This window comes from Microvirga thermotolerans, assembly GCF_009363855.1.
GTDB lineage: Bacteria > Pseudomonadota > Alphaproteobacteria > Rhizobiales > Beijerinckiaceae > Microvirga > Microvirga thermotolerans.
Window position 1 is genome coordinate 1,308,986 of record NZ_CP045423.1, and the last position, 25,865, is coordinate 1,334,850.

The 25,865-nt window shown below is 69.3% G+C and carries 21 protein-coding genes; 15 read left to right on the forward strand and 6 right to left on the reverse strand.

The genetic code is table 11. From position 1 onward, the window contains the following. Positions 1 to 11: 11 nt before the first annotated feature. Positions 12 to 860 (reverse strand): uracil-DNA glycosylase, encoded by an 849-nt coding sequence (locus tag GDR74_RS06115; protein WP_152585477.1) that lies wholly within the window; start codon positions 858 to 860, stop codon positions 12 to 14. A gap of 66 nt (positions 861 to 926) precedes the next feature. Next, a complete protein-coding gene (locus tag GDR74_RS06120; protein ID WP_152585478.1) occupies positions 927 to 1,475 on the reverse strand; it encodes a methylated-DNA--[protein]-cysteine S-methyltransferase in 549 nt (182 codons plus the stop codon). Positions 1,476 to 1,760: 285 nt separating this feature from the next. Here GDR74_RS06120 and GDR74_RS06125 point away from each other — a divergent pair, with 285 nt between their 5' ends. The 3 genes from GDR74_RS06125 (at position 1,761) to GDR74_RS06135 (ending at position 6,563) form a co-directional block, all read left to right on the forward strand. Next, positions 1,761 to 3,425, forward strand: a complete 1,665-nt coding sequence (locus GDR74_RS06125; RefSeq protein ID WP_152585479.1) for an electron transfer flavoprotein-ubiquinone oxidoreductase — start codon at positions 1,761 to 1,763, stop codon at positions 3,423 to 3,425. A gap of 354 nt (positions 3,426 to 3,779) precedes the next feature. Further along, a complete protein-coding gene (locus GDR74_RS06130) occupies positions 3,780 to 5,591 on the forward strand; it encodes a tetratricopeptide repeat protein (protein ID WP_152587668.1) in 1,812 nt (603 codons plus the stop codon). Positions 5,592 to 5,690: 99 nt separating this feature from the next. Continuing rightward, positions 5,691 to 6,563 (forward strand): 4-(cytidine 5'-diphospho)-2-C-methyl-D-erythritol kinase, encoded by an 873-nt coding sequence (locus tag GDR74_RS06135; protein ID WP_152585480.1) that lies wholly within the window; start codon positions 5,691 to 5,693, stop codon positions 6,561 to 6,563. A 42-nt stretch (positions 6,564 to 6,605) separates the two neighbouring features. On the opposite strand, the gene GDR74_RS06140 is transcribed toward GDR74_RS06135, so the two are convergent. After that, entirely contained in the window at positions 6,606 to 7,412 is an 807-nt protein-coding gene (locus GDR74_RS06140; RefSeq protein ID WP_152585481.1) for a MetQ/NlpA family ABC transporter substrate-binding protein, read from the reverse strand. A 348-nt stretch (positions 7,413 to 7,760) separates the two neighbouring features. Next, complete coding sequence (locus GDR74_RS06145) at positions 7,761 to 8,780, reverse strand: polyprenyl synthetase family protein (protein WP_152585482.1); 1,020 nt, start codon at positions 8,778 to 8,780, stop codon at positions 7,761 to 7,763. Between the two features lie 111 nt (positions 8,781 to 8,891). Between GDR74_RS06145 and GDR74_RS06150 the strand changes: the two genes are divergently transcribed. Together GDR74_RS06150 and GDR74_RS06155 are read left to right on the forward strand one after the other, a co-directional pair. Beyond that, positions 8,892 to 9,116 (forward strand): putative signal transducing protein, encoded by a 225-nt coding sequence (locus tag GDR74_RS06150; RefSeq protein WP_152585483.1) that lies wholly within the window; start codon positions 8,892 to 8,894, stop codon positions 9,114 to 9,116. Further along, positions 9,109 to 9,876: a tRNA1(Val) (adenine(37)-N6)-methyltransferase gene (locus GDR74_RS06155; protein WP_152585484.1), complete on the forward strand. Its 768-nt coding sequence runs from the start codon at positions 9,109 to 9,111 to the stop codon at positions 9,874 to 9,876. Before GDR74_RS06150 ends, GDR74_RS06155 begins: the two co-directional genes overlap by 8 nt. Positions 9,877 to 9,922: 46 nt before the next feature. Here the strand turns inward: GDR74_RS06155 and GDR74_RS06160 are convergent, their stop codons facing one another. Next, a complete protein-coding gene (locus GDR74_RS06160) occupies positions 9,923 to 10,204 on the reverse strand; it encodes a hypothetical protein (RefSeq protein ID WP_152585485.1) in 282 nt (93 codons plus the stop codon). A 182-nt stretch (positions 10,205 to 10,386) separates the two neighbouring features. Here GDR74_RS06160 and GDR74_RS06165 point away from each other — a divergent pair, with 182 nt between their 5' ends. The 7 genes from GDR74_RS06165 (at position 10,387) to GDR74_RS06195 (ending at position 21,616) form a co-directional block, all read left to right on the forward strand. Further along, positions 10,387 to 11,268 carry a S49 family peptidase gene (locus GDR74_RS06165; protein WP_152585486.1) on the forward strand — a complete coding sequence of 294 codons (882 nt, stop codon included), beginning with the start codon at positions 10,387 to 10,389 and terminating at the stop codon, positions 11,266 to 11,268. Positions 11,269 to 11,506: 238 nt separating this feature from the next. Further along, positions 11,507 to 12,451 carry a glycine--tRNA ligase subunit alpha gene (locus GDR74_RS06170; protein ID WP_152585487.1) on the forward strand — a complete coding sequence of 315 codons (945 nt, stop codon included), beginning with the start codon at positions 11,507 to 11,509 and terminating at the stop codon, positions 12,449 to 12,451. 46 nt (positions 12,452 to 12,497) lie between these two features. Further along, positions 12,498 to 14,681 (forward strand): glycine--tRNA ligase subunit beta, encoded by a 2,184-nt coding sequence (gene glyS, locus GDR74_RS06175; protein ID WP_152585488.1) that lies wholly within the window; start codon positions 12,498 to 12,500, stop codon positions 14,679 to 14,681. Between the two features lie 97 nt (positions 14,682 to 14,778). Beyond that, entirely contained in the window at positions 14,779 to 15,429 is a 651-nt protein-coding gene (locus GDR74_RS06180) for a L,D-transpeptidase (protein WP_152585489.1), read from the forward strand. A gap of 222 nt (positions 15,430 to 15,651) precedes the next feature. Beyond that, positions 15,652 to 18,330 (forward strand): pyruvate, phosphate dikinase, encoded by a 2,679-nt coding sequence (ppdK, locus tag GDR74_RS06185; protein ID WP_152587669.1) that lies wholly within the window; start codon positions 15,652 to 15,654, stop codon positions 18,328 to 18,330. A 9-nt stretch (positions 18,331 to 18,339) separates the two neighbouring features. Then, positions 18,340 to 18,690, forward strand: coding sequence for a GFA family protein (locus GDR74_RS06190; RefSeq protein ID WP_152585490.1), 351 nt, complete (start codon positions 18,340 to 18,342; stop codon positions 18,688 to 18,690). A 175-nt stretch (positions 18,691 to 18,865) separates the two neighbouring features. Next, positions 18,866 to 21,616: a hybrid sensor histidine kinase/response regulator gene (locus GDR74_RS06195; protein WP_194164638.1), complete on the forward strand. Its 2,751-nt coding sequence runs from the start codon at positions 18,866 to 18,868 to the stop codon at positions 21,614 to 21,616. A 36-nt stretch (positions 21,617 to 21,652) separates the two neighbouring features. On the opposite strand, the gene GDR74_RS06200 is transcribed toward GDR74_RS06195, so the two are convergent. Continuing rightward, the gene (locus tag GDR74_RS06200) at positions 21,653 to 22,054 is read right to left on the reverse strand and encodes a hypothetical protein (RefSeq protein WP_152585492.1); all 402 of its coding nucleotides are present in this window, start codon (positions 22,052 to 22,054) and stop codon (positions 21,653 to 21,655) included. Positions 22,055 to 22,214: 160 nt separating this feature from the next. Between GDR74_RS06200 and GDR74_RS06205 the strand changes: the two genes are divergently transcribed. The 3 genes from GDR74_RS06205 (at position 22,215) to GDR74_RS06215 (ending at position 25,833) form a co-directional block, all read left to right on the forward strand. Further along, a complete protein-coding gene (locus GDR74_RS06205; RefSeq protein WP_210251034.1) occupies positions 22,215 to 23,021 on the forward strand; it encodes a helix-turn-helix domain-containing protein in 807 nt (268 codons plus the stop codon). 134 nt (positions 23,022 to 23,155) lie between these two features. Continuing rightward, complete coding sequence (locus GDR74_RS18370; protein ID WP_246179907.1) at positions 23,156 to 24,349, forward strand: cell wall hydrolase; 1,194 nt, start codon at positions 23,156 to 23,158, stop codon at positions 24,347 to 24,349. Between the two features lie 83 nt (positions 24,350 to 24,432). Beyond that, entirely contained in the window at positions 24,433 to 25,833 is a 1,401-nt protein-coding gene (locus GDR74_RS06215; protein WP_152585494.1) for a M10 family metallopeptidase, read from the forward strand. Positions 25,834 to 25,865 lie beyond the last annotated feature (32 nt).

Sequence of the window (25,865 nt, forward strand, 5' to 3'; positions counted from 1 at the left end):
TGGCCGTTCCCCTACTCCCGCCCGTCGAGCGCCCGGCGCAGGGCCTGGAAATCCCGCCATCCGAGCCGCTTCTGGAGCGGCTGGCGCAGCAGATAGGCCGGGTGCAGGGTCGGCAGGGCCCTGATCTCGCGGCCTTCCTCGGTCCTGTAGGTGAACCAGCGGCCGCGGGTCCGCAGGATGCCGTCCTTGACGTCGAGGAGGTTCTGGGCCGCCGGTCCGCCGAGGCAGAGGAGGAATTCCGGCGCCGCAAGCTCGATCTGCCGCGCGATGAAGGGCTTGCAGATCGCCACCTCCTGCGGGGTCGGCGTGCGGTTGCCCGGCGGGCGCCAGGGCACGATGTTCGCGACATAGACCTGCGTGCGGTCGAGACCGATGGCGGCGAGCATCCGGTCGAGGAGCTGGCCCGAGCGGCCCATGAACGGCTTGCCGATCCGGTCCTCGTCGGCTCCCGGTGCTTCGCCCACCAGCATCACGCGGCCCTGCGGGTTGCCGTCGGCGAAGGCGAGGTTCTTGGCGCTGAACTTCAGCGCGCAGCCCTCGAAGCCGGCGAGCAGGCCTTCCAGCTCCTCCAGGGACTGCGCGTGGCGCGCGAGCTCGCGGGCGAGATGGGCGGCGTCCTCCGGCGTCCCCGCGGCCGCCATGGGCAGGGGACGGGCGGGCGTGGCGGGCGGCGGCGCGGGAGTGCCGCTCTGCCGCTGGGCGGGGGCGCGGGCATCGGACGGACGCTCCTGGGGCGGGGGCGAGGCCGCCTCCGCGAAGCGGTCGTGCGGGGCCTCGTCCAGGGCAAGATCCACCCCCGCCTCGACATGGAAGTCGAGGAGCGCCTGCAGGGCTTCGCGATCGGGGGGCATGTCCGCCATGGAGCCTATGTAAGCATCCGGGAAGGCGCGGACAACTCGGGCCGCCGGAAGGCGGCGGCCCTTCGGTCAGGCCGTCAGGTCGAACAGGGTGGGGCTTTCGTCCCGCCGCGCGCCCTCGATGGCGAGGAGGCGGCGCTTGGTTCCGGCGCCGCCGTTCGCCGAGAAGCCGCCGAGCTTCCCGCCCGCCGCCACCACCCGGTGGCACGGCACGATGACGGGGAAGGGGTTGCGCCCGAGGGCCTGGCCGATGAGCCGCGGATTGCCGACCCGGAGCCTCGCGGCGATCTCGCCGTAGGTCATGACCCGGCCGGGCGGGATCGTGCGGGCGATCTCGTAGACGTGGCGGTGGAGGTCCGGCACCCCCTCCATGTCGAGCACGGCGCCGGAGAAGTCCCGGGCCTCGCCTTCGAGAAGGGCGACGGCATCGGCGACGACGCTCCGGAGCGTCGGCGGGGGAGGGGCCTCCGCCGCCCCGGGAAACCGGCGGGCCAGGCGGGCGCGGGTCCCGGCCGCGTCTCCCTCCGGCAGCTGGAAGCCCGCGATGCCTCTCCCGTTCCATGCCAGCCCGCAGGGGCCGATGGCCGTCTCGAAGATCGTGAAGGCGCTTGCCGTCATGGTCGCTGCTCCCGTCCCGGCTGCGGTCCCGGTCCTCGGGACCGGGATGCCGCCATCATGAACCGCCCGGCCGCGCCCGCAACCCGATTCCTGCCGCCCGGTCCGCCGGCGCAGGGCGCTTGCCCCTCCCCCTCCTTCCCGAAGATTGGGGGCCGCTGCACGCGGCACCTTCCAGCGGCGGCGCATCGGAGGTAGGAGACCTTCATAACGAAGAGGTTGAGAAACTCCATAGATGGTTCATATGTAAACTATCTATCGGGGACACCGCGCATCAGGAGGAGATCCATGGCCGAGCTGCCAGCCCGTGAATCGATGGAGTTCGACGTCGTCGTCGTCGGCGCCGGCCCTGCGGGCCTGGCCGCCGCCATCCGCTTGAAGCAGGACGCTGCGGAACGGGGCGCCGAGGTGTCCGTGGTGGTGGTGGAGAAGGGCTCCGAGGTGGGCGCCCACATCCTCTCCGGCGCGGTGATCGACCCGATCGGCCTCGACGCCCTCCTGCCCGAATGGCGCACGGATCCGGACCGTCCGCTCCGGACGCAGGTGACCGCCGACGAATTCCTGTATCTGGGCCATGCGGGCGGCATCCGCCTTCCCAACCTGTTCATGCCCAGGCTCATGAACAACCACGGCAACTTCGTCGGCTCGCTCGGCAACGTCGCCCGCTATCTCGGCCGCAAGGCGGAGGAGCTCGGCGTCGAGATCTATCCGGGCTTCCCCGCGGCGGAGGTCCTGATCGAGGACGGCAAGGTGGTGGGCGTCGCCACCGGCGACATGGGCATCGGCCGGGACGGCCGGCCCAATGCCAACTTCACGCGCGGCATGGAGCTGCGCGCCAGGTACACCATCTTCGCGGAAGGGGCGCGCGGCTCCCTCACCAAGCAGATGATCGACCGCTTCCGCCTCAACCAGGGACGCGATCACCAGAAGTACGGCATCGGCATCAAGGAGCTCTGGCAGGTGCGGCCGGAGAACTTCCGGCCGGGCCTCGTGCGCCACTCCATGGGCTGGCCGCTGCCCAACAACGCGGGCGGCGGCTCCTGGCTCTACCATTTCGACGACAACCTCGTGTCCGTCGGCTTCGTGGTGCACCTCAACTACAAGAATCCGACCCTTTCGCCCTTCGACGAGTTCCAGCGATTCAAGACGCACCCGATGGTGCGCGACGTGTTCGAGGGCGCGAAGCGCATCGGCTACGGCGCGCGCGCCATCATGGAGGGCGGCTGGCAGTCGGTGCCGCGCCTGTCCTTCCCCGGCGGCTGCCTGGTGGGCGATTCGGCGGGCTTCGTGAACGTGCCGCGCATCAAGGGCAGCCACAACGCGATCCTCTCGGGCATGCTCTGCGCCGACCACGTCTTCGAGGCCCTGCAGGCCGGCCGCGCCCACGACGAGGTGGCCTCCTACGAGGAGGCCTGGCGCTCCTCGCCGATCGGGTACGACCTCAAGCGCGTGCGCAACGTGAAGCCGCTCTGGTCGCGCTACGGCACGGCGGCGGGCGTGGCGCTCGGCGGTCTCGACATGTGGATGACGGAGCTGTTCGGCTGGTCGCCCTTCGGCACCATGAAGCACGGCAAGCCGGACCACGAATGCCTGCTGCCGCTCTCCCAGGTGAAGCCGATCAGGTATCCGAAGCCGGACGGGGTGCTCACCTTCGACAGGCTCTCCTCGGTGTTCCTGTCGAACACCAACCACGAGGAGGACCAGCCGGTCCATCTGCAGGTCAGGGACATGGGCCTGCAGAAGGCGTCCGAGCACGACGTCTACGGCGGCCCCTCGCAGCGCTACTGCCCGGCGGGCGTCTACGAATGGGTCGAGGGCGAAGGCGGCCTGCGCTACCAGATCAACGCGCAGAACTGCGTCCACTGCAAGACCTGCGACATCAAGGATCCGAACCAGAACATCAACTGGGTCACTCCCGAGGGCGGCGGCGGGCCGAACTACGTGAACATGTGAGGCGGACGCCCTGCAAAGCGTTTTCCGTCGCTCCGGGACGGACCATGCGAGGGGGAACCCATGAACGTCGACGGATCGGAATGGGAAGCTGCGGCAGCCGCCGCGCTCTCTCCTTCAATGTCGCGGTCATGGGTTCCGGGCCCGCGCCCGTAGGCGCGTCCCGGAATGACGGAGCGCGATCCGGCGGCGATAAGTCTCTGCTTCACGAGACATTTACCTTCGCCAGCGGCAATGTTCCCCTTGCCGCAGGCGCGGCGAGACGCCATTCTCCGGCCTGATTTGGCGCACATCTGTCCTGGGATCTCCTCCCCGGATGCGCGATGATTGGAGCAGCACTGAGTGCCAACCGTTGACATGTTCCCGGCCCGCAAAGGCCTGCCTGCGCTTGTGTTTGCGGCATTCGGCTTCCTGGCGGCGCCAGCCCTGGCCGCCAATCCCGATCCGAGCGAGGCGTTGCAGCCGGCCCAGAGCCTCGAAGGCAATTTCCTGGCGGCCTACGTCGCCGGCGCGGCCCACGACACCACCGCGGCCACGATCTTCTTCCGCGAGGCGATCCAGGAGGACCCGCGCAACCAGGATCTCCTGGAGCGCGCCTTCGTCGCCTTCCTGGCGAACGGCTCGATGAACGAGGCCTATCGCGCGGCGGAGCGCCTGTCCTCCCGCGACGGCTCGAACAATCTCGCGCGCTTCGCCCTCGCGGTGCAGGCGCTCAGGACGAAGAAGTATTCGGATGCGCGCGCCAAGCTCACCGTGCGCGGCCGCCCGGCCGACCTGACCGCGACGCTCCTCACCGCCTGGGCCTATGCGGGCGCGAAGGACGGCAAGCAGGCCCTCGCGACCGTGGACAAGCTCAAGAGCGAGCGCGCCTTCAACCAGTTCCGGGAATATCACGCCGCCCTCATCGCCGACGTGACCGGCAACCCGGCCGAGGCGGAGAAGCGCTTCAAGGCGGCCTATTCGGGCGAGCGCAACACCCTCCAGGTGGTGGACGCCTATGCCCGCTTCCTCGCCAAGCGCGGACGGCGCGACGAGGCGCTCGAACTCTACAGGACCTTCGACGAGACGGTGCCCCGCCATCCGGCCGTGCGCGCGGCCATGGCGGCGCTGAAGGAGGGCAAGCCCCTCGGGCCGACCGTGACCACCGCCCAGGAGGGGGCCGCGGAGCTGCTCTACGGCCTCGGCGTCGTCGGCAACAGCCAGGGCGACGAGCTGACCGCGATCATCTACCTGCGGCTCGGCCTCGATCTCGATCCCGACCATGCGCTCGCCCTCGTCACCCTCGGCGACGTCTACGAGCGGCTGAAGCAGTACGACCAGGCGAACGCCGTCTTCTCCCGCGTGCCGAAGGACTCTCCCGTGCGCGTCAGCGCGGACATCGCCATCGGCCAGAACTACGAGCTTCTGGGCCGCAGCGCCGAGGCGGAGAGCTATCTCAAGGCGCTCATGGAGAAGCATCCCAACGAGGTCGAGGTGGTGATGGCGCTCGGCAACGTGCAGCGCTCCCGCAAGCAGTTCGCGGAGGCCGCCGAGACCTACGACAAGGCCATCAAGCTCGTCGGCACGCCGGAGCGCGGCCACTGGATCCTGTTCTTCTACCGCGGCACCTCCTACGAGCGCGCCAAGCAGTGGGACAAGGCGGAGGCGGACCTGAAGAAGGCGCTGGAGCTGGTGCCGGACACGCTGCCCCAGGGCAAGGCGCAGGTGCTCAACTATCTCGCCTATTCCTGGGTCGACCGGAACGAGAACATCGACGAGGCCTTCAGGATGCTCACCCGCGCCGTGGAGCTCGCCCCGCGCGACGGCATGATCATCGACTCCCTCGGCTGGGCCTATTACCGCATGGGCCGCTACGACGACGCGGTGCGCGAGCTCGAGAAGGCGGTGGAGCTGAAGGCGGGCGACCCGGTGATCAACGACCATCTGGGCGACGCCTACTGGAAGACCGGGCGCAGGCTCGAGGCGCGTTTCCAGTGGAACCACGCCAAGGACTCCAATCCGGAGCACGAGGATCTGGTGAAGATCCTCCAGAAGATCGACAAGGGGCTGGACGAGGTGTCCTCCGCGACGCCCTCTTCTCCGCCCGCGTCGGAACCCGCGCCCGCGCCCTCCGCCCCCGCTGCGGAAGGCGCCCCACCCGCCGCACCGGCAGGCGAGAACGGCGGTTAGCTCGCTCGAAGAACAGAAGCGAGGCGGATATCGGATTCGGGAGGAGGCGCCGTGCGGCGCCTCTTTCCATGAGCGCCGCTCTCGGGCATGGATCCGGACATGCCTCGTCCCCTCGCCACCCGCGCCCCGGCCAAGATCAACCTCACACTCCATGTGCTGGGGCGCCGCGCCGACGGCTATCACGAGCTCGAAAGCCTCGTCGCCTTCGCAGGAACGGGGGACGATCTGAGCCTCGAACCCGGAGACGCGCTCGGGCTCGCCGTCAGGGGGCCCACCGCGACGCTTGCCGGGAGCGGGGACGGCAATCTCGTCCTGAAGGCCGCCCGGCTCCTGGCGGAGCGGGTCGAGGGGCTGCGCACCGGCACGTTCCATCTGGTCAAGCGCCTGCCCGTCGCGGCGGGGATCGGGGGCGGCTCCTCGGATGCGGCGGCGGCCCTGCGGCTTCTCGCCCGCCTGAACGGCCTGCCCCTGTCCGACCCGGCCCTGCGCGAGGCCGCGCGGCTCACGGGGGCGGACGTGCCCGTCTGCCTGGAGCCTCGGGCGCGCATGATGCGCGGCGCGGGGGAATTCGTGGGGCCTCCCGTGCGCCTGCCGCGGCTTCACGCGGTCCTCGTCAATCCGCGCGTGCCGGTCGAGACGCCGAGGGTGTTCCGGGAACTGGGCCTGCGGTCGGGCCGGGCGGCGGAGGGAGCGGCCCATCCGGAGCTTGGGGGAATGTCCGCACCGGCTCTGCTGGATGCGCTCAAGGCGGCCCGCAACGACCTGGAGCCGCCCGCCCGGAGGCTCGAGCCCCTCGTCGGCGAGGCGCTGGAGCGGATCCGCGCAACGGCGGGCTGCCGTCTCGCGCGCATGTCGGGCTCGGGGGCGACCGTGTTCGGCCTCTACGGCGACCGCCCCGCCGCGGAGGCGGCCGCAGCCGCGATCCGCAGCGGCCGCCCGGACTGGTGGGTCAGGGCGACGATCCTGAGATGATCGTCGCTTCTCCGGCGTCCGGGGCGGCCGTGTCTGCGGGGCTTACCAGGCGGGAATGATGGCGCCCTTGAAGCGGGTGTCGAGGAAGGCGGCGACCTCCGGCGACTGGTAGGCGGCCACGAAGGTCTTGATCTCCGGCCGGTTCTCCTCGCCCTGCCGCGCGGCGACGAAGTTCGCGTAAGGATTGCCCTCGCGCGCCTCCACGGCGATCGTGTCCTTGCGGATGTCGAGGCCGGCGTTGAGCGCGTGGTCGGTGTTGATCACCGCCGCATCGAGATCGGGCAGGGCGCGCGGCAGCTGCGCCGCATCGAGCTCGGAGATGACGATTCCCTTCGGGTTCTCGGCGATGTCGAGGAGGCTCGGCGAGAGACCCTTGCCCTCCTTCAGCCCGATCAGGCCCTGCGCGGCGAGGAGGTTGAGGGCGCGGCCGCCGTTGCTCGGATCGTTGGGGATGCCGATCCTGGCGCCCTTGGGCAGCTCGGCCACGGCCTTGACCTTCTTGGAATAGAGGCCGATGGGCTGGACGAAGGTGAAGCCCACGGGAACGATCTTGTAGCCGCGCGCGGCGATCTGTGCGTCCAGATAGGGCTTGTGCTGGAAGGCGTTGGCGTCGAGGTCGCCGCGGGCCAGGGCCTCGTTGACCAGGGCGTAGTCCGAGAAGGGCACGAGCTGCACCGTGAGCCCCTTCGTCGCCGCGACCTTCTTCACGACCTGGGCGACCTCTTCCTCGGCGCCGGACATGACGCCGACCTTGATGGTCTGCTCGGCGGCGGCGGGCAATGTCGTGGCGAAGGCGGCGCTGACGACGAGGGCGGCGGAGAGAAGCGTGCGTCGGGTGACGGCGAACATGGGTTTCGTCCTTTCCAGGCAAGTCCGGTCGCCGGCGCGAGCGGGCCGGGCGGACGGGGCGTGATGAGGGGAGGGATCAGGCCGCGAGGCGTCGACACAGGCCGGGCGGAGCAGGACTCCGGCACGGCGGGTGCATTCGCATGAAGGAGAGGCGCGTCATGGCACATCGATCCCGTGACCACGAGGCGCTGACGCTTCGTGGCGCTTTAGCGTTTGATGACGCGGCGCAAGCTGCTCGTCTCAAATCACCGCGGCTCCGACGGACCGGACGGCCCGGCGGAAGCGGGATCAATATCCGCCAGGGCGGACCTTCTTGTCAATCGTTTCGTTCTATAAAAAGAACGGCGCTCAATGCGCACGGGCTATGCAGAAATCGACGGCCTCGAGCAGCGCCTGCTTCATCGGCCCGTTGGGGAACAGGGCCAGCGCGTCGCGGGCCATGGCGCCGTAGTGCCGGGCGCGCTCGATGGTGTCCTCCAGCGCCCGGTGGCGGCGCATGATGGCGACGGCCTGCTCCAGATCGGCGTCGCCGGTCTCGCCCTGCTCCAGGGCGCGCCGCCAGAAGGCGCGCTCCTCGTCCGACCCGCGCCGGAAGGAGAGCACCACCGGCAGGGTGATCTTGCCCTCCCGGAAATCGTCGCCGACGTTCTTGCCCAGCGTCGCGGCCTTGCCGCCGTAGTCGAGCGCGTCGTCGACGAGCTGGAAGGCGATGCCGAGATTCATGCCGTAGGAGCGGCAGGCGGCCTGCTCGGCCTTGGGGCGGCTCGCGATCACCGGGCCGACCTCGCAGGCGGCGGCGAAGAGCTCCGCCGTCTTCGCCCTGATCACGGCGAGGTACTCGTCCTCCGTGGTCTCGGTGTTCTTGGCGGCGGCGAGCTGCATCACCTCGCCCTCGGCGATCACCGTGGCGGCGGCGGAGAGGATGTCGAGGGCGCGCAGGGAGCCCACCTCGACCATCATGCGAAAGGCCTGGCCGAGCAGGAAGTCGCCCACCAGGACGCTCGCCTCGTTGCCCCACTTGATCCGCGCGGCGATCTTGCCCCGGCGCATGTCGCTCTCGTCCACCACGTCGTCGTGGAGGAGGGTGGCCGTGTGCATGAACTCGACGCTCGCCGCGAGCTTCACGTGGCCGTCGCCCTCGTAGCCGGAGAGGCCCGCGGTCGCGAGGGTCAGCATGGGCCGCAGCCGCTTGCCGCCGGAGGAGATCAGGTGATTCGCCACCTCCGGGATCATGGTGACGTCCGAGCCGGTCCGCGACAGGATCATCGCATTGACCCGCTCCATGTCGGCGGCCACAAGGGAGACGAGCTTCTCGATGCCCGCATTCCGCTCAGGATGCTTGTCTTCGAAGGGTACGACGACTCCCACGCTCCAAACCCGGGGTTGCCGGCCCGACCGGCCGGTAGGAATATCGGGGCACCGTGGCATGGCGGATCTCATGCAGCAATGGACGCTTGCCGCAGGAGGAGCCCGGCGCCGATGATCGAAATCGTCAGAAGCAGCGATCTCGTTCTGATCGGCTTCCTACAATCCCTGTTGGAAAACGCCAATATCCCGGTTCTGGTCGCGGATTCGCACATGAGCGCCCTGGAGGGCATGATCGGCGCGTTTCCCAGGCGAATTCTCGTTCCGGACGATCGCGCCGCCCAGGCGCGGCGCCTCATCCGCGAGGCGGGCCACGGGGCCGAACTGCGCCATGAGTGAGTCTCCGCAAAGTGAGCCCGCGGCCGATTCGCTCCTCGGCGGGCGCGTCCTTGTCCATCAGCCGCCCAAGGGCCACCGGGCCGGAACGGACGCGGTGCTGCTCGCGGCCGCGGCCCCGGTCCGGGCGGGCGACACGGTCGTGGACGTGGGCGCCTCCACGGGCGCGGTGGGGCTGATGACGGCGGTCAGGGAGAGGCAGGCCCGCCTCGTCTTCGTGGAGCGCGACCCGGACCTCGCCGACCTGTGCCGCCGCAATTGCATCGCCAACGGAGTCGAGGCCACGGTGGCAGTGGCCGACGTGCTCGACCGCGCCTCCCGCCGCGCCGCCGGGCTCGTGCCCGGGAGCGCCGACCTCGTCCTCACCAATCCTCCATTCCTGGAAGAGGGGAAGGCGCGCCTCTCGCCCGATCCCGGACGCAGCGCCGCCCACGCCCTTCCCGCGGGAGGGCTCCAAGCGTGGCTTACCGCCTGCATCGCCCTTCTGAAGCCGAAGGGGCGCCTCGTCCTCGTCCACAGGGCGGACCGGCTCGCGGAATGTCTCGGCGCGGTGGGGGGAAAGCTCGGCGGTCTCTCGATCCGCTTCGTTCATCCGGACGGGGAGCGCCCGGCGATCCGGCTCCTCCTGTCGGGCGTCAAGGGCAGCCGGGCGCCCCTCGCGGTTCTGCCGCCGCTGGTCCTGCACGGTCCGGGCGGCGGCTTCACGCCCCTGGCGGCGGCCATTCACCGGGGCGAGGCCCTGCTCCCCTGGCGTGATTCATGAAAAGGGGCGCCCGGGGCGCCCCTTTCTGCCTATGGGTATGCGTGGCTCAGCGGCAGATGCGGACCGGCCGCACCACCCAGCGCCAGCCGTTCCAGACCCGCTCGGGCCGGGTCCAGCAGCGCACCGGGCGCCACGGGCGGCCGTAGTAGTACCGGGGCGGCGGACGATGCCAGCGGCGGTGGTAATAGCCGGGCGGCGGTCCATAATACTGCACGGTCTCGACGAACGGGCCGCCATAATAGAAGGGTTGCGCGGAGGCCGGCTGGGCCGTGAAGGCGGTGAGTCCCAAGGCGGCCGCGCCAGCGAGACCGAAAAGCAAATGACGCATGCGAATCTCCTTGCTCGGGCTTAGCGCAGGCCCGATACGAAATATCGGGAACGCTGTTCTAGGTCCTAATCTTTAAGGGAGCCTAACTGAACGAGAGCTAACGATTTCCCTAAAGGAATGTTCATCTTGGCCATTCCAGGCCATTACCTGGAACAACGTTTCCGTCGCACTACATGAACGCCATGACACAAGGTTCCCTCATCGCGCGTCTTCCCGAGCGCCTCCAGTTCCTCGTTCCCGCCCGGTTCCGGGCCCGGCATCCCCTGGTGGCGGTGGTGCGGCTCTCCGGTGCCATCGGTGCCATGCTGCCCCTGCGTCCGGGGCTTTCCATCGCCCACCTCGCGCCGGTGCTGGAGCGGGCCTTCTCCCTGAAGGGGGCGCGGGCGGTGGCCCTGGTGATCAATTCTCCCGGGGGCTCGGCCGCCCAGTCGCATCTCATCTTCAGGCGCGTCCGCGCCCTCGCGGAGGAGAAGAAGCTCCCCGTCTTCGCCTTCGTGGAGGACGCGGCGGCTTCCGGCGGCTACATGATCGCCTGCGCGGCCGACGAGATCTTCGCCGATCCCTCCTCGATCCTGGGCTCCATCGGCGTCGTCTCGGCCGGGTTCGGCTTCGACCGGCTGATCGAGCGCTTCGGCATCGAGCGGCGGGTCTACACGGCGGGGGAGAAGAAGGCGATGCTCGATCCCTTCCAGCCCGAGGATCCCCAGGACGTGGCCCGCCTCAAGGAGCTGCAGCGGCACATCCACGAGGTCTTCGTGGACCTCGTGCGCTCGCGGCGCGGCGCGAAGCTCGACGAAACCGACCCGGACCTGTTCTCCGGCGCCTTCTGGGTGGGAGGCCAGGCGGTCCGCCTCGGCCTCGCGGACGGGCTCGGCGACATCCGCACCGTCCTGCGCGAGCGCTTCGGCGACGAGGTGCAGCTGCGGCTCGTGGAGCCGCCGCGTCCGCCGCTCCTCGGCCGCGTCCTCGGCCGTCGCCCCCTGGGCGAGATGACCCTCGCCGACCCGGCGGCGATGCTCGGCGCCCTGGAGGAACGGGCCGCCTGGGCGCGGCTGGGGCTGTAGAACGCCAACTGTCATTCCGGGGCCGTGCAGCGGAGCCCGGAATCCATGAACATCACGGCTGTAGAAAGGAACGATGGACCTTTCGCAGTTTCTGAGATGATGGCGGTTATGGGTTCCGGGCTCGGCTCTGCGAGCCGCCCCGGAACGACAGCGGGAGAGGCAAAACCATCCCGCGCTTGACTTGCGCCGCCCCGCATCCCAAGGGTTCGGCCTGCTTTCTCAAAGACCGGACGCCGACATGACGAGCGACGAAGCGCACATGAATCCTGCGCGGTCCTTCCAGGGCCTCATCCTGACGCTCCAGCGCTATTGGGCGGAGCGGGGCTGCGTCATCCTCCAGCCCTACGACATGGAGATGGGGGCGGGCACGTTCCATCCGGCAACGACCCTGCGGGCGCTCGGCCCCAGGCCCTGGCGCGCGGCCTACGTGCAGCCCTCCCGCCGCCCGAAGGACGGGCGCTACGGCGAGAACCCGAACCGGCTCCAGCACTACTATCAGTTCCAGGTCATCCTGAAGCCCAATCCCCCGGACATCCAGGACCTCTACATCAGGTCCCTGGAGGCCATCGGCATCGACACGGCCGTGCACGACATCCGCTTCGTCGAGGACGACTGGGAGAGCCCGACGCTGGGCGCCTGGGGCCTCGGCTGGGAGTGCTGGTGCGACGGCATGGAGGTGTCGCAGTTCACCTATTTCCAGCAGGTCGCGGGCTTCGAGGTGGCGCCGGTGGCGGGCGAGCTGACCTACGGGCTCGAGCGCCTCGCCATGTACCTCCAGGGCGTCGAATCCATCTACGACCTCAACTTCAACGGGCTCGAGGGCGAGGACAGGGTCACCTACGGGGACATCTTCAGGCAGGCCGAGGAGGAATATTCCCGGCACAACTTCGAGTACGCGGACACGGAGATGCTGTTCCGCCACTTCCGCGATGCGGAGGCCGCCTGCCGCAGGTACCTGGAGGAGGGCGAGCCCAAGCCCGGCTCCAACGAGCGCCGCCACCTCATGGCGCAGCCCGCCTACGACCAGGCGATCAAGGCGAGCCACATCTTCAACCTCCTCGACGCCCGGGGCGTCATCTCCGTCACCGAGCGCCAGAGCTACATCCTGCGCGTCCGCGAGCTCGCCAAGGCCTGCGGCGCCGCCTGGCTGAAGACGGAAGGGGGAGGGGCCGCCGCGGCTTGAGCCGTTGGCCGATCGCTTTCCCCCGATTCATGAACAGAACATTCCGATGCCCGATCTTCTCCTCGAACTCTTCTCCGAAGAAATTCCCGCCCGGATGCAGCGGCGCGCCGCTGAGGACCTGAAGAAGCTCGTGACGGATGCGCTCGTGGAGCGCGGCTTCGTCTACGAGGGTGCCAAGGCCTTCGCCACGCCCCGGCGGCTGGCGCTCAACGTCGTCGGCCTTCCCGTGAAGGGCCAGGACGTGCGCGAGGAGCGGAAGGGGCCGCGGGTCGGCGCGCCGGAGGCCGCGATCCAGGGCTTCCTGAAGAGCGCGGGGCTCGCCTCCCTCGACCAGGCCAGGATCGAGAAGGATCCGAAGAAGGGCGAGTTCTACGTGGCGCTGATCGAGCGCCCCGGCCGGGCGACGCAGGAGGTCCTCGCGGAGATCGTTCCCCAGATCGTGCGGAGCTTCCCCTGGCCGAAATCCATGCGCTGGGGCGCTGCCTCCCGCGAGCCGGGCTCGCTGCGCTGGGTACGGCCGCTGCAGTCCATCGTCTGCACCTTCGGACCGGAGACCGAGGAGCCGGAGGTGGTGCGCTTCTCCATCGACGGCATCGAATCGGGCGACGTCACCTACGGCCACCGCTTCATGGCGCCGGGGCCGATCCGGGTCCGCCGGTTCGACGACTATGCGCCGGCGCTCGAGCGGGCCAAGGTCGTGCTCGACGCCGACCGGCGCAAGGACATGATCCTGCACGACGCCCGCGACCTCGCCTTCGCGCAGGGGCTGGAGCTCGTGGAGGACGAGGGCCTGCTGGAGGAGGTCGCCGGGCTCGTGGAATGGCCGGTGGTGCTCATGGGCTCCTTCGACGAGGCGTTCCTCGACATCCCGCCGGAGGTGATCCGCGCCACCATCCGCGCCAACCAGAAATGCTTCGTGCTGCGCGACCCGCGCACGGACAAGCTCGCCAACCGCTTCATCCTCGTCTCCAACCTCGCCGCCAAGGACGGGGGCCGGACCATCGTCGGCGGCAACGAGCGCGTGGTGCGCGCCCGCCTCTCCGATGCCAAGTTCTTCTGGGAGACCGACCGGAAGGTGAAGCTGGAGGACCGGCTCGAGAAGCTGAAGACCATCGTCTTCCACGAGAAGCTCGGCACCCAGTACGAGCGCGTGGAGCGCATCGCCGCCCTCGCCAAGGAGATCGCGCCCCTCGTCGGCGCGAACCCCGCCGAGGCCGAGCGCGCGGCGCGCCTCGCCAAGGCCGACCTCGTCACCGAGATGGTGGGCGAATTCCCCGAGCTGCAGGGGCTGATGGGCCGCTACTACGCGGCGATCCAGGGCGAGCCGGTCGGCGTCGCCGCGGCCATCGAGGAGCACTACAAGCCCCTCGGCCCCTCCGACCGCGTGCCGACCGACCCGGTCTCCGTGGCGGTGGCCCTCGCCGACAAGATCGACACCCTCGTGGGATTCTGGGCCATGGACGAGAAGCCGACGGGATCGAAGGATCCCTACGCGCTGCGGCGGGCGGCGCTGGGAGTGATCCGGCTGGTGCTGGAGAACGACCTGCGGCTTCGCCTCTACGAGGACATTCTGCCGAAGGGATTCGGCAAATTGCCTCCCATTGCTGTCGGGCATGTGACCGTGTCAGGGGATGCGCTGCGAGACCCCTCAAGGCTGGAGCGGGTCATCGGCTTCTCCGGCGCCGATCCGGCGCTGCAAGACCTCCTCTCCTTCTTCGCCGACCGCCTGAAAGTCTATCTGCGCGACCAGGGCGCGCGGCACGACCTCATCGACGCCGTGTTCTCGCTCGAAGGCCAGGACGACCTCCTGATGATCGTCCGCCGCGTCGAGGCGCTCGGACGCTTTCTCGACACGGAGGACGGGGCCAACCTTCTCGCCGGCTTCCGCCGCGCGGCGAACATTCTCCGCATCGAGGAAAAGAAGGACGGGCGGGCTTACGATGCGGCGCCGAACCGCCATCTCATCCACGACCGCGGCCAGCCGGAGGAGAAGGTCCTGCTGGAGGTGCTGGAGGCGGCCTCGCGCCATGCGTCCGAGCACGTGATGCGGGAGGATTTCGAAGGCGCCATGCGCGCCCTGGCGGAGCTCCGCCCCGCCGTCGACGCCTTCTTCGACAAGGTGACGGTGAACGCGGAGGACCCGGAGCTGCGCGAGAACCGCCTGCGACTCTTGAACGCGATCCGCGAGGCGACCCGCACGGTGGCGGATTTCTCGCGCATCGAGGGATGACGGCACATTCCGCCGCGGCTGTTGCAGCGGGGGCACAGCATTGCGGGCCGCTTCGCGCTAGGCAGTCCGCAACTTCGTTTCTCTCGGTTCCGTTGAGATGATTCTTCGCCGCCTTCTGCCGTGCGCTCTCCTGAGCGCGTCCCTCGCTGCGTGCCAAAGCGTCCAGACTCCGCCCCAGGCGTCCGCCGAGGCGGATCCCTATGCCGGCTGGTACATCGGCCTCGCGCCGGACAAGCCGTACGACATCCCGCTCGTCGACCGCAGCAGGATGGATGCGAAATACGCCCGCCAGGTGGTGGAGTACAAAGGGCCTGAGAAGCCGGGAAGCATCGTCGTCGACATCGACGAGCGCATGCTCTACCTCGTGCAGCCGGACAACAAGGCGATCCGCTACGGCGTCGGCGTCGGCCGCCAGGGCTTCTCGTGGAAGGGCGTCGCCTCGGTCGGCCGCAAGGGGGTGTGGCCCGCCTGGTCGCCCACCAAGACCATGGTCAGCCTCAAGCCGGACCTGCCGCGCTACCGCGAGGCCGGCCTCGACAACCCGCTCGGCGCCCGCGCCCTCTATCTCTACCAGGACGGCCGCGACATTCTGTTCCGCATCCACGGCACCAACGAGCCCTGGAGCATCGGCCAGCAGGTCTCCTCCGGCTGCATCCGCATGCTCAACGAGGACATCGTCGACCTCTACGAGCGCGTCCCCGTCGGCGCCACGGTCTACGTGAAGCGCAACGGGCGCTACCGGGTCTGATCTTTCCCGTATCTCCGCTCATCGTCCGCCGGAGCCGTTCGGTCCGGCGGATTTTTCGTGTCCGGTCGGCCGCGCGGCATGCGCCCTCCTGCCTTGTATGGGCGAGTCGGGCGAGCGGGATTCGCCGGCCGGAACCTTGGCCGTTCAGGTTGCGTTTTGGTTCGGCATGCTTCAAGCCAGGACCTGCATGACGGCAGGTCAGGTGAGCCAAAGGGTCGAATGATGGCGAAGTGGGTCTACACGTTCGGTGACGGCAGGGCCGAGGGCGAGGCGGGGATGAAGAACCTGCTCGGCGGCAAGGGCGCCAACCTTGCCGAGATGTCCAACCTGGGGCTGCCGGTTCCGCCCGGCTTCACCATCACCACCGAGGTCTGCACCTATTACTACGACCATGGCCGCTCCTACCCGCCGGAGTTGAAGGAACAGGTCGAGAAGGCGCTCGCCTTCGTCGGAAGCCTCACGGGCCGCACCTTCGGGGACGCGGAGAACCCGCTCCTCGTCTCGGTGCGTTCCGGCGCCCGCGCCTCCATGCCGGGCATGATGGACACGGTCCTCAACCTCGGCCTCAACGATCTCACCGTGCAGGCCCTTGCCCGAGGAGCGGGCGACGAGCGCTTCGCCTACGATTCCTACCGCCGCTTCATCACCATGTATTCCAACGTGGTGCTCGGCATCGACCATCACCACTTCGAGGAGGCGCTCGACGCATACAAGGACCGGCGCGGCTACAGCCTCGACACGGATCTGAGCGCGGACGACTGGAAGGCCCTGATCCCGCGCTACAAGGCCATCGTCGAGAAGGAGCTGGGGCGCGCCTTCCCGCAGGATCCGCAGGAGCAGCTCTGGGGCGCCATCGGCGCCGTGTTCGGCTCGTGGATGAACAACCGCGCCATCAAGTACCGCGAGCTGCACGGCATCCCGGCGAGCTGGGGCACGGCGGTGAACGTGCAGGCCATGGTGTTCGGCAACATGGGCGAGACCTCCGCCACGGGCGTCGCCTTCACCCGCAATCCGTCGACCGGCGAGAAGGAGCTCTACGGCGAGTTCCTCATCAACGCCCAGGGCGAGGACGTGGTGGCGGGCATCCGCACGCCGCAGGACATCACCGAGAAGGCGCGGCAGGCCTCCGGCTCCGACAAGCCCTCCATGGAACGGGCGATGCCGGAGGCCTACCGGGAGCTCGTGCGCATCTACGGCATCCTGGAGAAGCACTACCGTGACATGCAGGACATGGAATTCACGGTGGAGAAGGGCAAGCTCTGGATGCTCCAGACCCGCAACGGCAAGCGCACCGCCAAGGCGGCGCTGCGCATCGCCGTGGAGCTCGCCTCCGAGGGGCTCATCACGCAGGAGGAGGCGATCACCCGGGTCGAGCCGGCGGCCCTCGACCAGCTCCTCCACCCCACCATCGATCCCAAGGCGGACCGCAAGATCCTCGCCATGGGCCTGCCGGCCTCGCCGGGCGCGGCCTCGGGCGAGATCGTGTTCAACTCCGACGATGCCGAGGCGGCGAAGAAGGCCGGACGGAAGGTCATTCTCGTGCGCATCGAGACCTCGCCGGAGGACATCCACGGCATGCACGCGGCGGAGGGCATCCTCACCACCCGCGGCGGCATGACCTCCCACGCGGCGGTGGTGGCGCGCGGCATGGGCAAGCCCTGCGTCTCGGGCGCGGGCTCCATCCGCGTCGACTACAACGCGCAGACCCTGACCGTCGCCGGCCAGACCCTGAAGAAGGGCGACGTCATCACCATCGACGGGGCCAACGGTCAGGTGCTGCTCGGCCAGGTGAAGATGCTGGAGCCGGAGCTCTCCGGCGAGTTCGCGACGCTCATGGGCTGGGCCGACAAGGTCCGCCGCATGAAGGTGCGCGCCAATGCGGAGACGCCTCTCGACGCGCGCACCGCCCGCAATTTCGGCGCCGAGGGGATCGGACTCTGCCGCACGGAGCACATGTTCTTCGACGGCGACCGCATCGTCGCGGTGCGCGAGATGATCCTCGCGGACGACGAGGCGGGCCGCCGCGCGGCGCTCGCCAAGCTCCTGCCGATGCAGCGGGCCGACTTCGTCGAGCTCTTCTCGATCATGAGCGGGCTTCCCGTCACCATCCGCCTGCTCGATCCGCCGCTGCACGAGTTCCTGCCGCACTCGGAGGAGGAGATGCAGGAGGTGGCGAAGGCCATGAACGCCTCCGTCGACAAGCTGAGGCACCGGGCCCGCGAGCTGCACGAGTTCAACCCGATGCTCGGGTTCCGCGGCTGCCGCCTCGCGGTCGCCTATCCGGAGATCGCCGAGATGCAGGCCCGCGCCATCTTCGAGGCGGCGGTGGAAGCCGGACGCAGAACGGGCCAGCCGGTCGTCCCGGAGATCATGGTGCCGCTCGTCATGACCAAGCCGGAGCTCGACCTCGTGAAGGGGCGCATCGTCGCCATGGCGGAAGCCGTGAAGAAGGAAAGCGGCGTCGACATCACATATCAGGTCGGCACGATGATCGAGCTGCCGCGTGCGGCGCTCCGCGCCGGCGAGATCGCGGAATCGGCGGAGTTCTTCTCCTTCGGCACCAACGACCTGACCCAGACGGCGCTCGGCATCTCCCGCGACGATGCGGCCTCGTTCCTCGGCTCGTATACGCAGAAGGGAATCCTCCCCGCCGATCCCTTCGTCACCATCGACCAGGAGGGCGTGGGCGAGCTGATCGGGATCGCGGCGGAGCGCGGGCGCTCCACCCGCAGCGGCATCAAGCTCGGCATCTGCGGCGAGCACGGCGGCGATCCCGCGTCGATTCATTTCTGCGAGAGCGTGGGGCTCGACTACGTGTCCTGCTCTCCCTACCGTGTTCCCATCGCGCGACTCGCGGCCGCGCAGGCTGCGCTCGGCAGCCGGGCCGCCAGCCAGGCCTGAGGAACGGGAATGCTTCACAAGGGTTCATGCCACTGCGGGAAGATCACGTTCGAGGTCGAGACCGACCTCGAACAGGTCATCGCCTGCAACTGCTCCCACTGCAGCCGCAAGGGCTACCTGCTCAACTTCGTCCCCCGCGAGGCCCTGAAGATCACCCAGGGCCAGGACGACCTGTCCACCTACACCTTCAACCGGCACACCATCCGGCACCGCTTCTGCCCGACCTGCGGCTGCGCGCCTTTCGCCGACGGCCGAACCCCCAAGACAGGCCAGGAAATGGCGGCCGTCAACGTGCGCTGCCTCGAAGGCATCGAGATTGGGGACCTGAAGCCCGTTCAGGTGGACGGGCGCAGCTTCTGATTCAGATGCGAGGTGCGCCTGCGCACATTTCGGCCGGATCTCCTCTTGAAACGATATAAAATCCGAACAGATAGAGCCTCACGTTCCCATACGCGAGGATGGGGACCCGTTGCAACGATCGGGCGCGGCCGCCGGTTGGCCGGTCCGGCTTCGAAAGACCGAGATGCCGCAGGGCTTGGGTTCTCATCACAAGCGCGAGAAGGGCGTTGCGCTTCCCGCTTCTCTCGTGCAGCCGCCTGCGGCGGGCGTGCAGGGCCTGCCGGGTTCCGGCGCCGCGGCCCTGCTCGCGGCCATCGGCGAGGCACCGGGCCTCCTGTGCCTGGTGTGCGGACCGCGCCACAGCGTCGTCTGGACGAATGCCGTCTTCGGCCGGCTGGCGGCCCACGGTTCCCCGTCGGGTGTGCCCCTCGCGACCCTGATCCCCGGCCTCGATCCGCGCCTCGTCGAGGCCCTCGACGGGGCTCTCGCGTCCGGCGAGCCCTTCCTCGTGGCGGAATGCCCGCTCGCCCTTCAGCCGGGTGCCGAGGAGAGGGTCGTCGACTTCGCCGGGCGACCGTTCCGGGGCGCGGGGGGACACATCGAAGGCATCGTCCTTCAGGGGACGGACGTGACCGACCGGGTCCGCGCGGCCGAGGCGCTCAAGGCCCATAGGGATCGGGCCGACTCCATTCTGGACCAGTTGGGCGACGGGTTCGTCGTCCTCGACGAGGAGTTCCGGGTCGTCAAGCTCAACCCGGCGGCCCTGGAATACGACGGCCGGGAAGAGCACGAGATCATCGGCAAGACCCATTGGGAGGCATGGCCGACCCTGGCCAGTCCATCCCTCGAGGATGCATACCGGTGCTGCCGCGACGAGCAGGTCCAGGTCACCGTCCTGCGCCGCTATCGGGGCCCGGGAAAGGATCGGTGGCTGGAACTCCGCATCTGTCCCGTTCCGGGCGGCGTCGTCAGCTTCTACAAGGACGTCACCGAGCGCATCCTCGCCGAGGAGGCCCTCCGGGCCGGCCAGGAGCGCTTCCGCGCCCTCGTCGAGGCCGTGCCCCATCAGGTCTGGGAAGCGGCCGCGACGGGCGAGGCGGAGTGGTTCAACCGGCGTTTCTACGAATACACGGGCGCGAGCGTCGACGATCTCGACAACGGGTCCTGGCTCGGCGTCATGCATCCGGAGGACAAGGCGGCGACGGCGTCCGCCTGGAGCTGCGCCATCGCCCACGGAACCGTCCTGGAGAGCGAGTTCCGGCTCCGCCGCGCCGCCGACGGAGCCTACCGGTGGTTCATGTCCCGAGGCGTGCCCGTACACGATGGCGAGGGAAGGGTGGTCCGCTGGATCGGGACCAATACGGACATCCACGACCAGAAGACCGCCGCCCGGGCGCTCGAGGCGACGAATGCCATGCTGGAGGAGCGGGTGGCCGAGAGCACCCGCGAACGCGACCGGATTTGGCGCCTCTCCACGGACCTGATGATCGTGATCGATGCGCAGGGACGCGTTGCGGCCGCGAATCCCGCCTGGAAGGCTCTTCTCGCCTGGGAGGAGGGCGAGCTGATCGGGAGGCCGTTCCGGCAGCTTCTCGATCCCGACGGCGCGGAGGCGGTCTGCGCGACCTGCGAGGGCGCGATCCCGTTGCGCTGCGAGAACCGGGTCCGCCACAGGGACGGCACGTTCCGCTGGATCTCGTGGACGGTCGTGTCCGACGAGGGCTATGTCCATGCCATCGGCCGCGACGTCACGGCCGAGCGGGAGGCGGAAAAGGCTCTCGCCCAGGCGGAGGAGGCGCTCAGGCAGAGCCAGAAGATGGACGCGGTCGGCCAGCTCACCGGCGGCATCGCCCACGACTTCAACAATCTCCTCACCGGCGTCATCGGAAGCCTCGACCTGATCCGGACCCGCATCGCCCAGAACAGGTCCGGCGAGATCGGGCGCTACGTCGACGCCGCCATGGCCTCCGCCAAGCGGGCCGCGACCCTCACCCATCGCCTCCTCGCCTTCTCGAGGCGTCAGCCGCTGGACCCGAAGCCTGTCGATGCGAACCTGCTCATCGTCTTCATGGCGGAGCTCCTGAAGCGCACCGCCAGGGAAGACATCGACGTGGAGGAGCGCTTTACGGAGGGGCTCTGGCTGACCCACTGCGATGCCAACCAGCTGGAGAACGCCCTTCTCAATCTCGTGATCAATGCACGCGACGCCATGCCTGCCGGCGGGCGGATCGTGATCGGGACCGCGAACCTTTCGGCTCCGGACGCCGCGGCCGCGGCCGGGCATGGCGTGACGCCGGGAGACTACGTGGTTCTCTCCGTCGCCGACGAGGGAGTCGGGATGTCGCAGGACGTGATGGAGAAGGCCTTCGAGCCCTTCTTCACCACGAAGCCCATCGGCCAGGGCACCGGCCTCGGCCTGTCCATGGTCTACGGTTTCGTCAAGCAGTCGGGCGGGCATGTGCGCATCCAGTCGCAGCCCGGCCGCGGCACGACGGTGACGATCTACCTTCCGCGCTACCTGGGCGCGGACATGCCCGTTCCCGCTGCCGCGAGGCCTGCGCCGGAGGGGCGCGCGACCGCGGGAGCCAGGCTGCTCGTGGTCGAGGACGAGCCGGTCGTCCGCGCTCTCGCGGTGGAGATGCTCCAGGAGATGGGATACGTCGTCCTTTCCGCTTCCGATGGCGCGGAGGGGTTGCGCATCCTGCAGTCCGGCGAGACCTTCGACCTGCTTCTCACGGATGTCGGGCTGCCGGGCCTGAACGGGCGGCAGCTCGCCGATGCCGCGCGCCTGGTCCGGCCCGACCTCAAGGTGCTGTTCATGACCGGTTACGTGGAGAACGCGCTGCTGAAGGAGGGCTTCCTCGGCCCCGGCATGGAGGTGATCGCCAAACCGATCGCCTTCGACGCGCTCATGGAGAAGATCGAGGCGATGATCCGCCGGGCCTGACGGACCATCGCCCTCCCATGGGTCCGGGTGCCCGGATCAGGCATAGGCGCTGTCGGAGCGCTTCAGGCCCACATACTGCAGCTCCGCATACATCAGCACTGCAAGTGCCTGCGCGATGACGAAGGCGTAGCCCGCCCGCGTCGGCTCGACCCAGCCGCTGACGAGGAGCAGCAGGCTGTCCGCCGCCCAGACGGCGTTGCCGATCACGACCGCCCAGACGATCCCCCGGGGCAGGCGGTCGCGCAGACCGAGATAGCCGACGAGACCCGCATAGGGCAGCAGGGCGGCGCCGGAGAGGCGCAGCAGCGGCGCCGGCAGCCCGAGGAGCGAGGCGAGCGGCCCGGCTGCGAGCAGCAGCAGGAGGCCGCAGGCGCCGCTGGTTGCCGCATCCGCGACCAGGGCCTGGCGCAGGAGGGGAGAGGACGTGACGACGGACATGGCAGGCTCCTTTTCGAACGGTGTCTGGCGGTCCGCGGCGTTGCGGCTCCACGCCGCCTCCGTTCCGCCGACCGTGCCGTGAGCATGGTGCGGAGGAGGAGGCGGGTCGATTACCTGGGAGGTCATGGAAGCGGGCCGGGGCTTCGGCTATGGTCCGGCCATGTCGAACGCTCCTTCCACCATCGGCGACCACCTGCGGGACTGGCGGCTGCGCCGGCGCATGAGCCAGATGGACCTCGCCCTCGAGGCCGACATCTCGACCCGTCATCTCAGCTTCCTGGAGACCGGGCGCTCGCAGCCGAGCCGGGAAATGGTCCTGCGCCTCGCGGACAGGCTCGACATCCCCCTGCGGGAGCGCAACATCCTGCTGGTGTCCGCCGGATACGCGCCGGTCTATTCCCAGCGCTCCCTCGACGACCCGGCGCTCGCGGCGGCGCGCCAGGCCATCGACCTCGTGCTCAGGGGGCACGAGCCCTATCCGGCCCTCGCCGTCGACCGGCACTGGTCGCTCGTCGCCGCCAACGGGGCGCTGATGCCGCTCGTCGGGACGGTCGACCCCGCGCTCCTGAAGCCCCCCGTGAACGTGCTGCGCCTCAGCCTTCACCCGGGCGGCCTCGCGTCGCGCATCGTGAACTTCTCCGAATGGCGCGACCACATCCTCACGCGGCTGCACGATCAGGTCGAGCTGACCGCGGACGCGACGCTCATGAAGCTCATGGACGAGCTGCGCGCCTATCCCGCCCCGTCCGGGGCATCGCGCGCTCCCCATTCCCGGCAGGATTATGCGGGGGTCCTGGTGCCGCTCCAGCTCCGGGCGGAGGAAGGCGTGCTCACCCTGTTCAGCACCACCACCGTCTTCGGGACGCCGGTGGACGTCACGCTGTCGGAACTCGCCATCGAAGCCTTCTTCCCGGCCGATCCCGACACGGCCGCGGTCCTGCGGAGGATGGCGGCCCGCGTGCCGTAGGCCGGCCGGCGCCTGCCTTAACCCGGCATCAACCTTAATCCCGCATAAACGAAGCCGAAGGGGAGCCTCCGCCGGAGCTTCCCGGAACGGTGAGTAGGGTTGGTCGCGTGCGTCTTCGGAATCGTCGCTCTCGGGTGAGATGGATCTGCGCCACGACGGCGCCCTGGGCCCTGGCGGCCGGACTGCTGGTGTCCTTCACCGCCTCCGCCAGCAACGACGTGCAGTCCGGCTTCAGCTTCGCGGCCCGCAGCCCGGTGGCGCGCCTCACGGAGGCCGGGCTCGTTCCGCCCCTGGGCGCGACGGCGCTTTCCGCGAGACTCGAGCCGGGCCGCGACCTCCTGCGAAGGACGGTGCGCCATGCCCTCCCGGAAGCCGCCGTCGTGCGCGGCGAGCCCGTGCGCGGCGACCTCAAGACCGGCGCGGGCAACGCCTTCCCGGCAATCGACCGGACCGCGAAGGGCAGCCGTGTCCCGTCCCGCATCGTCGCTCTCTCCGAGCGCGCCCAGGAGATCCGCGCGAACCTGACCGCTTCCGGCGCGCGCCTGCTGTTCAGCCGGAACGAGAACCTCCTGCCGCCGACCATCCTCATGGAGGGCAGGCTCGAAGGGCCGGAGATGGAGCAGCGGGGCTTCGAGCCCTGGCAGGCGCCCGAGCTGACCACGACCCGCCAGGCCACCTCCATCCAGTCGCCGGCGGCCGCCGCCGCGGGCTCCACGGGAGCCGCCGCGAGCCCCACCACCCCCATGGTCAAGCGCGCCGTCGTGCTGTCCTCGACCACGCCCGCTCCGGCGGACGCGACGCCCATCGAGATCGCCGCCGCGCCCGTCTCGCGCATCGACAGGAACGGCATGGGCACCACCGCCATCGCCCGGACCGACGAGGAGCGCCCGCGCTATGCGGACCTCATCGACCCGGATAACCTGAGCAAGGAGCAGCGCTGCCTGGCGGAGGCCGTCTACTTCGAGGCGCGCAGCGAGTCGGAGGAGGGGCAGGCGGCCGTGGCCCAGGTGGTGCTCAACCGGGTGAAGAGCGGACTTTACCCGTCCTCGATCTGCGGCGTGGTCTATCAGAATCGCCACCGCCACCTGGCCTGCCAGTTCACCTTCGCCTGCGAGGGCAGGGCCCTGCGCATCACCGAGCCGGAATCCTGGGACCGGGCCAAGCGGATCGCGAGCGCCGTCCTCGAAGGCAGGACCTACCTGGCGGATGTGGGAGGCGCGACCCATTACCACGCCAGCTACGTGCGTCCCTATTGGGCGAAGCGCCTGAAGAAGATGGACGTGATCGGGCGGCACATCTTCTACAAGCTGCGCCCCGGCCAGACCTGACGTTGCGACAGGTGTTTCCGGGTACGGGACAGGGGCAGGAAGATGCTATAGCGTTCCGGAGATGAATTCTCGGGAATGCTGAAATGGCCGCCGTCAGGACGAATGTGCCCGGATCGGGCTACGGGAATCCCTATGTGGATTCCCTCGTGTGGGGCGGCACCGCCTGGGACCTCGGCAAGGGGCCGATCCGGTATCTTTTCGGCAACCGCGCGAACTTTGCCGCCGCCAGCGAGCGTCACGCCTCGGGCCTCTACGTCTGGGACAAGGACGACGCGGAGGGCTGGACCGCCGAGGAGATGGGCGCCTTCCGGGCGGCACTCTCGCTGCTCTCCAAGGTCTGCGGGCTTACCTTCGCACCCGCGGGATCGGCGGCGGAGGCGGACATCGTCTGGTGGAAGACCGGGATCTGGGACGGTTCGGCGGGCGCCCACGAGATCCCGGACGGGGAGCCGATCTGGGGCTACTTCAACCCGACGGAGGGCTGGCGGAACCTCCGCCCGGGCGGCGACGGCCGCAACACGATCATGCACGAGCTCGGGCATGCCGTGGGACTGGCCCATCCGCACGACGGCGGCATGCGGAACGACGCGACGGTCTTTCCCGGCGTCTCCTCCTCCCGCGACGAGGGGCGCCATGGCCTCAACCAGGGAATCTGGACGGTCATGTCCTACAATTCCGGCTGGGACCGGAGGGATCACGATGCGAGCTTCGGCGCGCAGGGCGGCCTCGGCGCCCTCGACATCGCCGCCCTCCAGGCGCTCTACGGCCCGAATCTCTCCGCGGCCAAGGGCGGGAACGTCTATTCCCTGCCGACCCGCAACGGTCCGGGCACGGGCTGGTCCTGCATCTGGGACGCGGGCGGCGTCGACACGATCAGCGCCGTCCATTCGCGCAAGGACGCGGTCATCGACCTTCGCCCGGCTAACCTCCGGCCGAACGACCCCCATGCGGGCGGATACGTCTCGTCCCAGGCGGGCGTCGCGGGCGGCTACACCATCGCCAAGGGCGTGGTCATCGAGAACGCCGCCGGAGGCGCCGGCGACGACCGGATCTGGGGAAACGCGTCCGGCAATCTCCTGCGCGGCCGCGGGGGAGACGACGTGTTGAGCGGCCTCGACGGCAGCGACGTTCTTCGAGGGGAGGGTGGCCGCGACATCCTGTTCGGGGGCCGCGGCCGCGACGCGTTCGCCTTCGACACCAGGCCGGACGGGAAGGCGAACGTCGACAGGATCGCCGACTTCCGTTCCGGGGAGGACACGATTCGCCTCAACGCGCAGGTCTTCGGGGCCCTGACCCCCGGCAGCCTGGCGGAAGGCGCCTTTCGTCGCGGGGCGGCCTCCGATTCCAACGACCATATCCTCTACGACGGCAAGACCGGCATGCTCGCCTACGATCCCGACGGAACGGGCGTCCAGGCTCCCGTGCACTTCGCCGTCCTCTCGGGCAGGCCCGCCTTGAACGCATCGGATTTTCTGGTGATCTGAAGCGCGGCGACGCATCGCGCCCGATGCGGGCG

Coding starts and splice junctions, on each gene's coding strand:
- glyS (WP_152585488.1), top strand. CDS start 12,498: ATGCCCGATCTTCTCCTCGAACTCTTCTCCGAAGAAATTCCCGCCCGG.
- GDR74_RS06190 (WP_152585490.1), top strand. CDS start 18,340: ATGCTTCACAAGGGTTCATGCCACTGCGGGAAGATCACGTTCGAGGTC.
- GDR74_RS06160 (WP_152585485.1), bottom strand. CDS start 10,204: ATGCGTCATTTGCTTTTCGGTCTCGCTGGCGCGGCCGCCTTGGGACTC.
- GDR74_RS06140 (WP_152585481.1), bottom strand. CDS start 7,412: ATGTTCGCCGTCACCCGACGCACGCTTCTCTCCGCCGCCCTCGTCGTC.
- GDR74_RS06165 (WP_152585486.1), top strand. CDS start 10,387: ATGACACAAGGTTCCCTCATCGCGCGTCTTCCCGAGCGCCTCCAGTTC.
- GDR74_RS06135 (WP_152585480.1), top strand. CDS start 5,691: ATGCCTCGTCCCCTCGCCACCCGCGCCCCGGCCAAGATCAACCTCACA.
- GDR74_RS06120 (WP_152585478.1), bottom strand. CDS start 1,475: ATGACGGCAAGCGCCTTCACGATCTTCGAGACGGCCATCGGCCCCTGC.
- GDR74_RS06115 (WP_152585477.1), bottom strand. CDS start 860: ATGGCGGACATGCCCCCCGATCGCGAAGCCCTGCAGGCGCTCCTCGAC.
- GDR74_RS06155 (WP_152585484.1), top strand. CDS start 9,109: ATGAGTGAGTCTCCGCAAAGTGAGCCCGCGGCCGATTCGCTCCTCGGC.
- GDR74_RS06215 (WP_152585494.1), top strand. CDS start 24,433: ATGGCCGCCGTCAGGACGAATGTGCCCGGATCGGGCTACGGGAATCCC.
- ppdK (WP_152587669.1), top strand. CDS start 15,652: ATGGCGAAGTGGGTCTACACGTTCGGTGACGGCAGGGCCGAGGGCGAG.
- GDR74_RS06205 (WP_210251034.1), top strand. CDS start 22,215: ATGTCGAACGCTCCTTCCACCATCGGCGACCACCTGCGGGACTGGCGG.
- GDR74_RS06130 (WP_152587668.1), top strand. CDS start 3,780: ATGTTCCCGGCCCGCAAAGGCCTGCCTGCGCTTGTGTTTGCGGCATTC.
- GDR74_RS06180 (WP_152585489.1), top strand. CDS start 14,779: ATGATTCTTCGCCGCCTTCTGCCGTGCGCTCTCCTGAGCGCGTCCCTC.
- GDR74_RS06125 (WP_152585479.1), top strand. CDS start 1,761: ATGGCCGAGCTGCCAGCCCGTGAATCGATGGAGTTCGACGTCGTCGTC.
- GDR74_RS06170 (WP_152585487.1), top strand. CDS start 11,507: ATGACGAGCGACGAAGCGCACATGAATCCTGCGCGGTCCTTCCAGGGC.
- GDR74_RS06150 (WP_152585483.1), top strand. CDS start 8,892: ATGATCGAAATCGTCAGAAGCAGCGATCTCGTTCTGATCGGCTTCCTA.
- GDR74_RS06200 (WP_152585492.1), bottom strand. CDS start 22,054: ATGTCCGTCGTCACGTCCTCTCCCCTCCTGCGCCAGGCCCTGGTCGCG.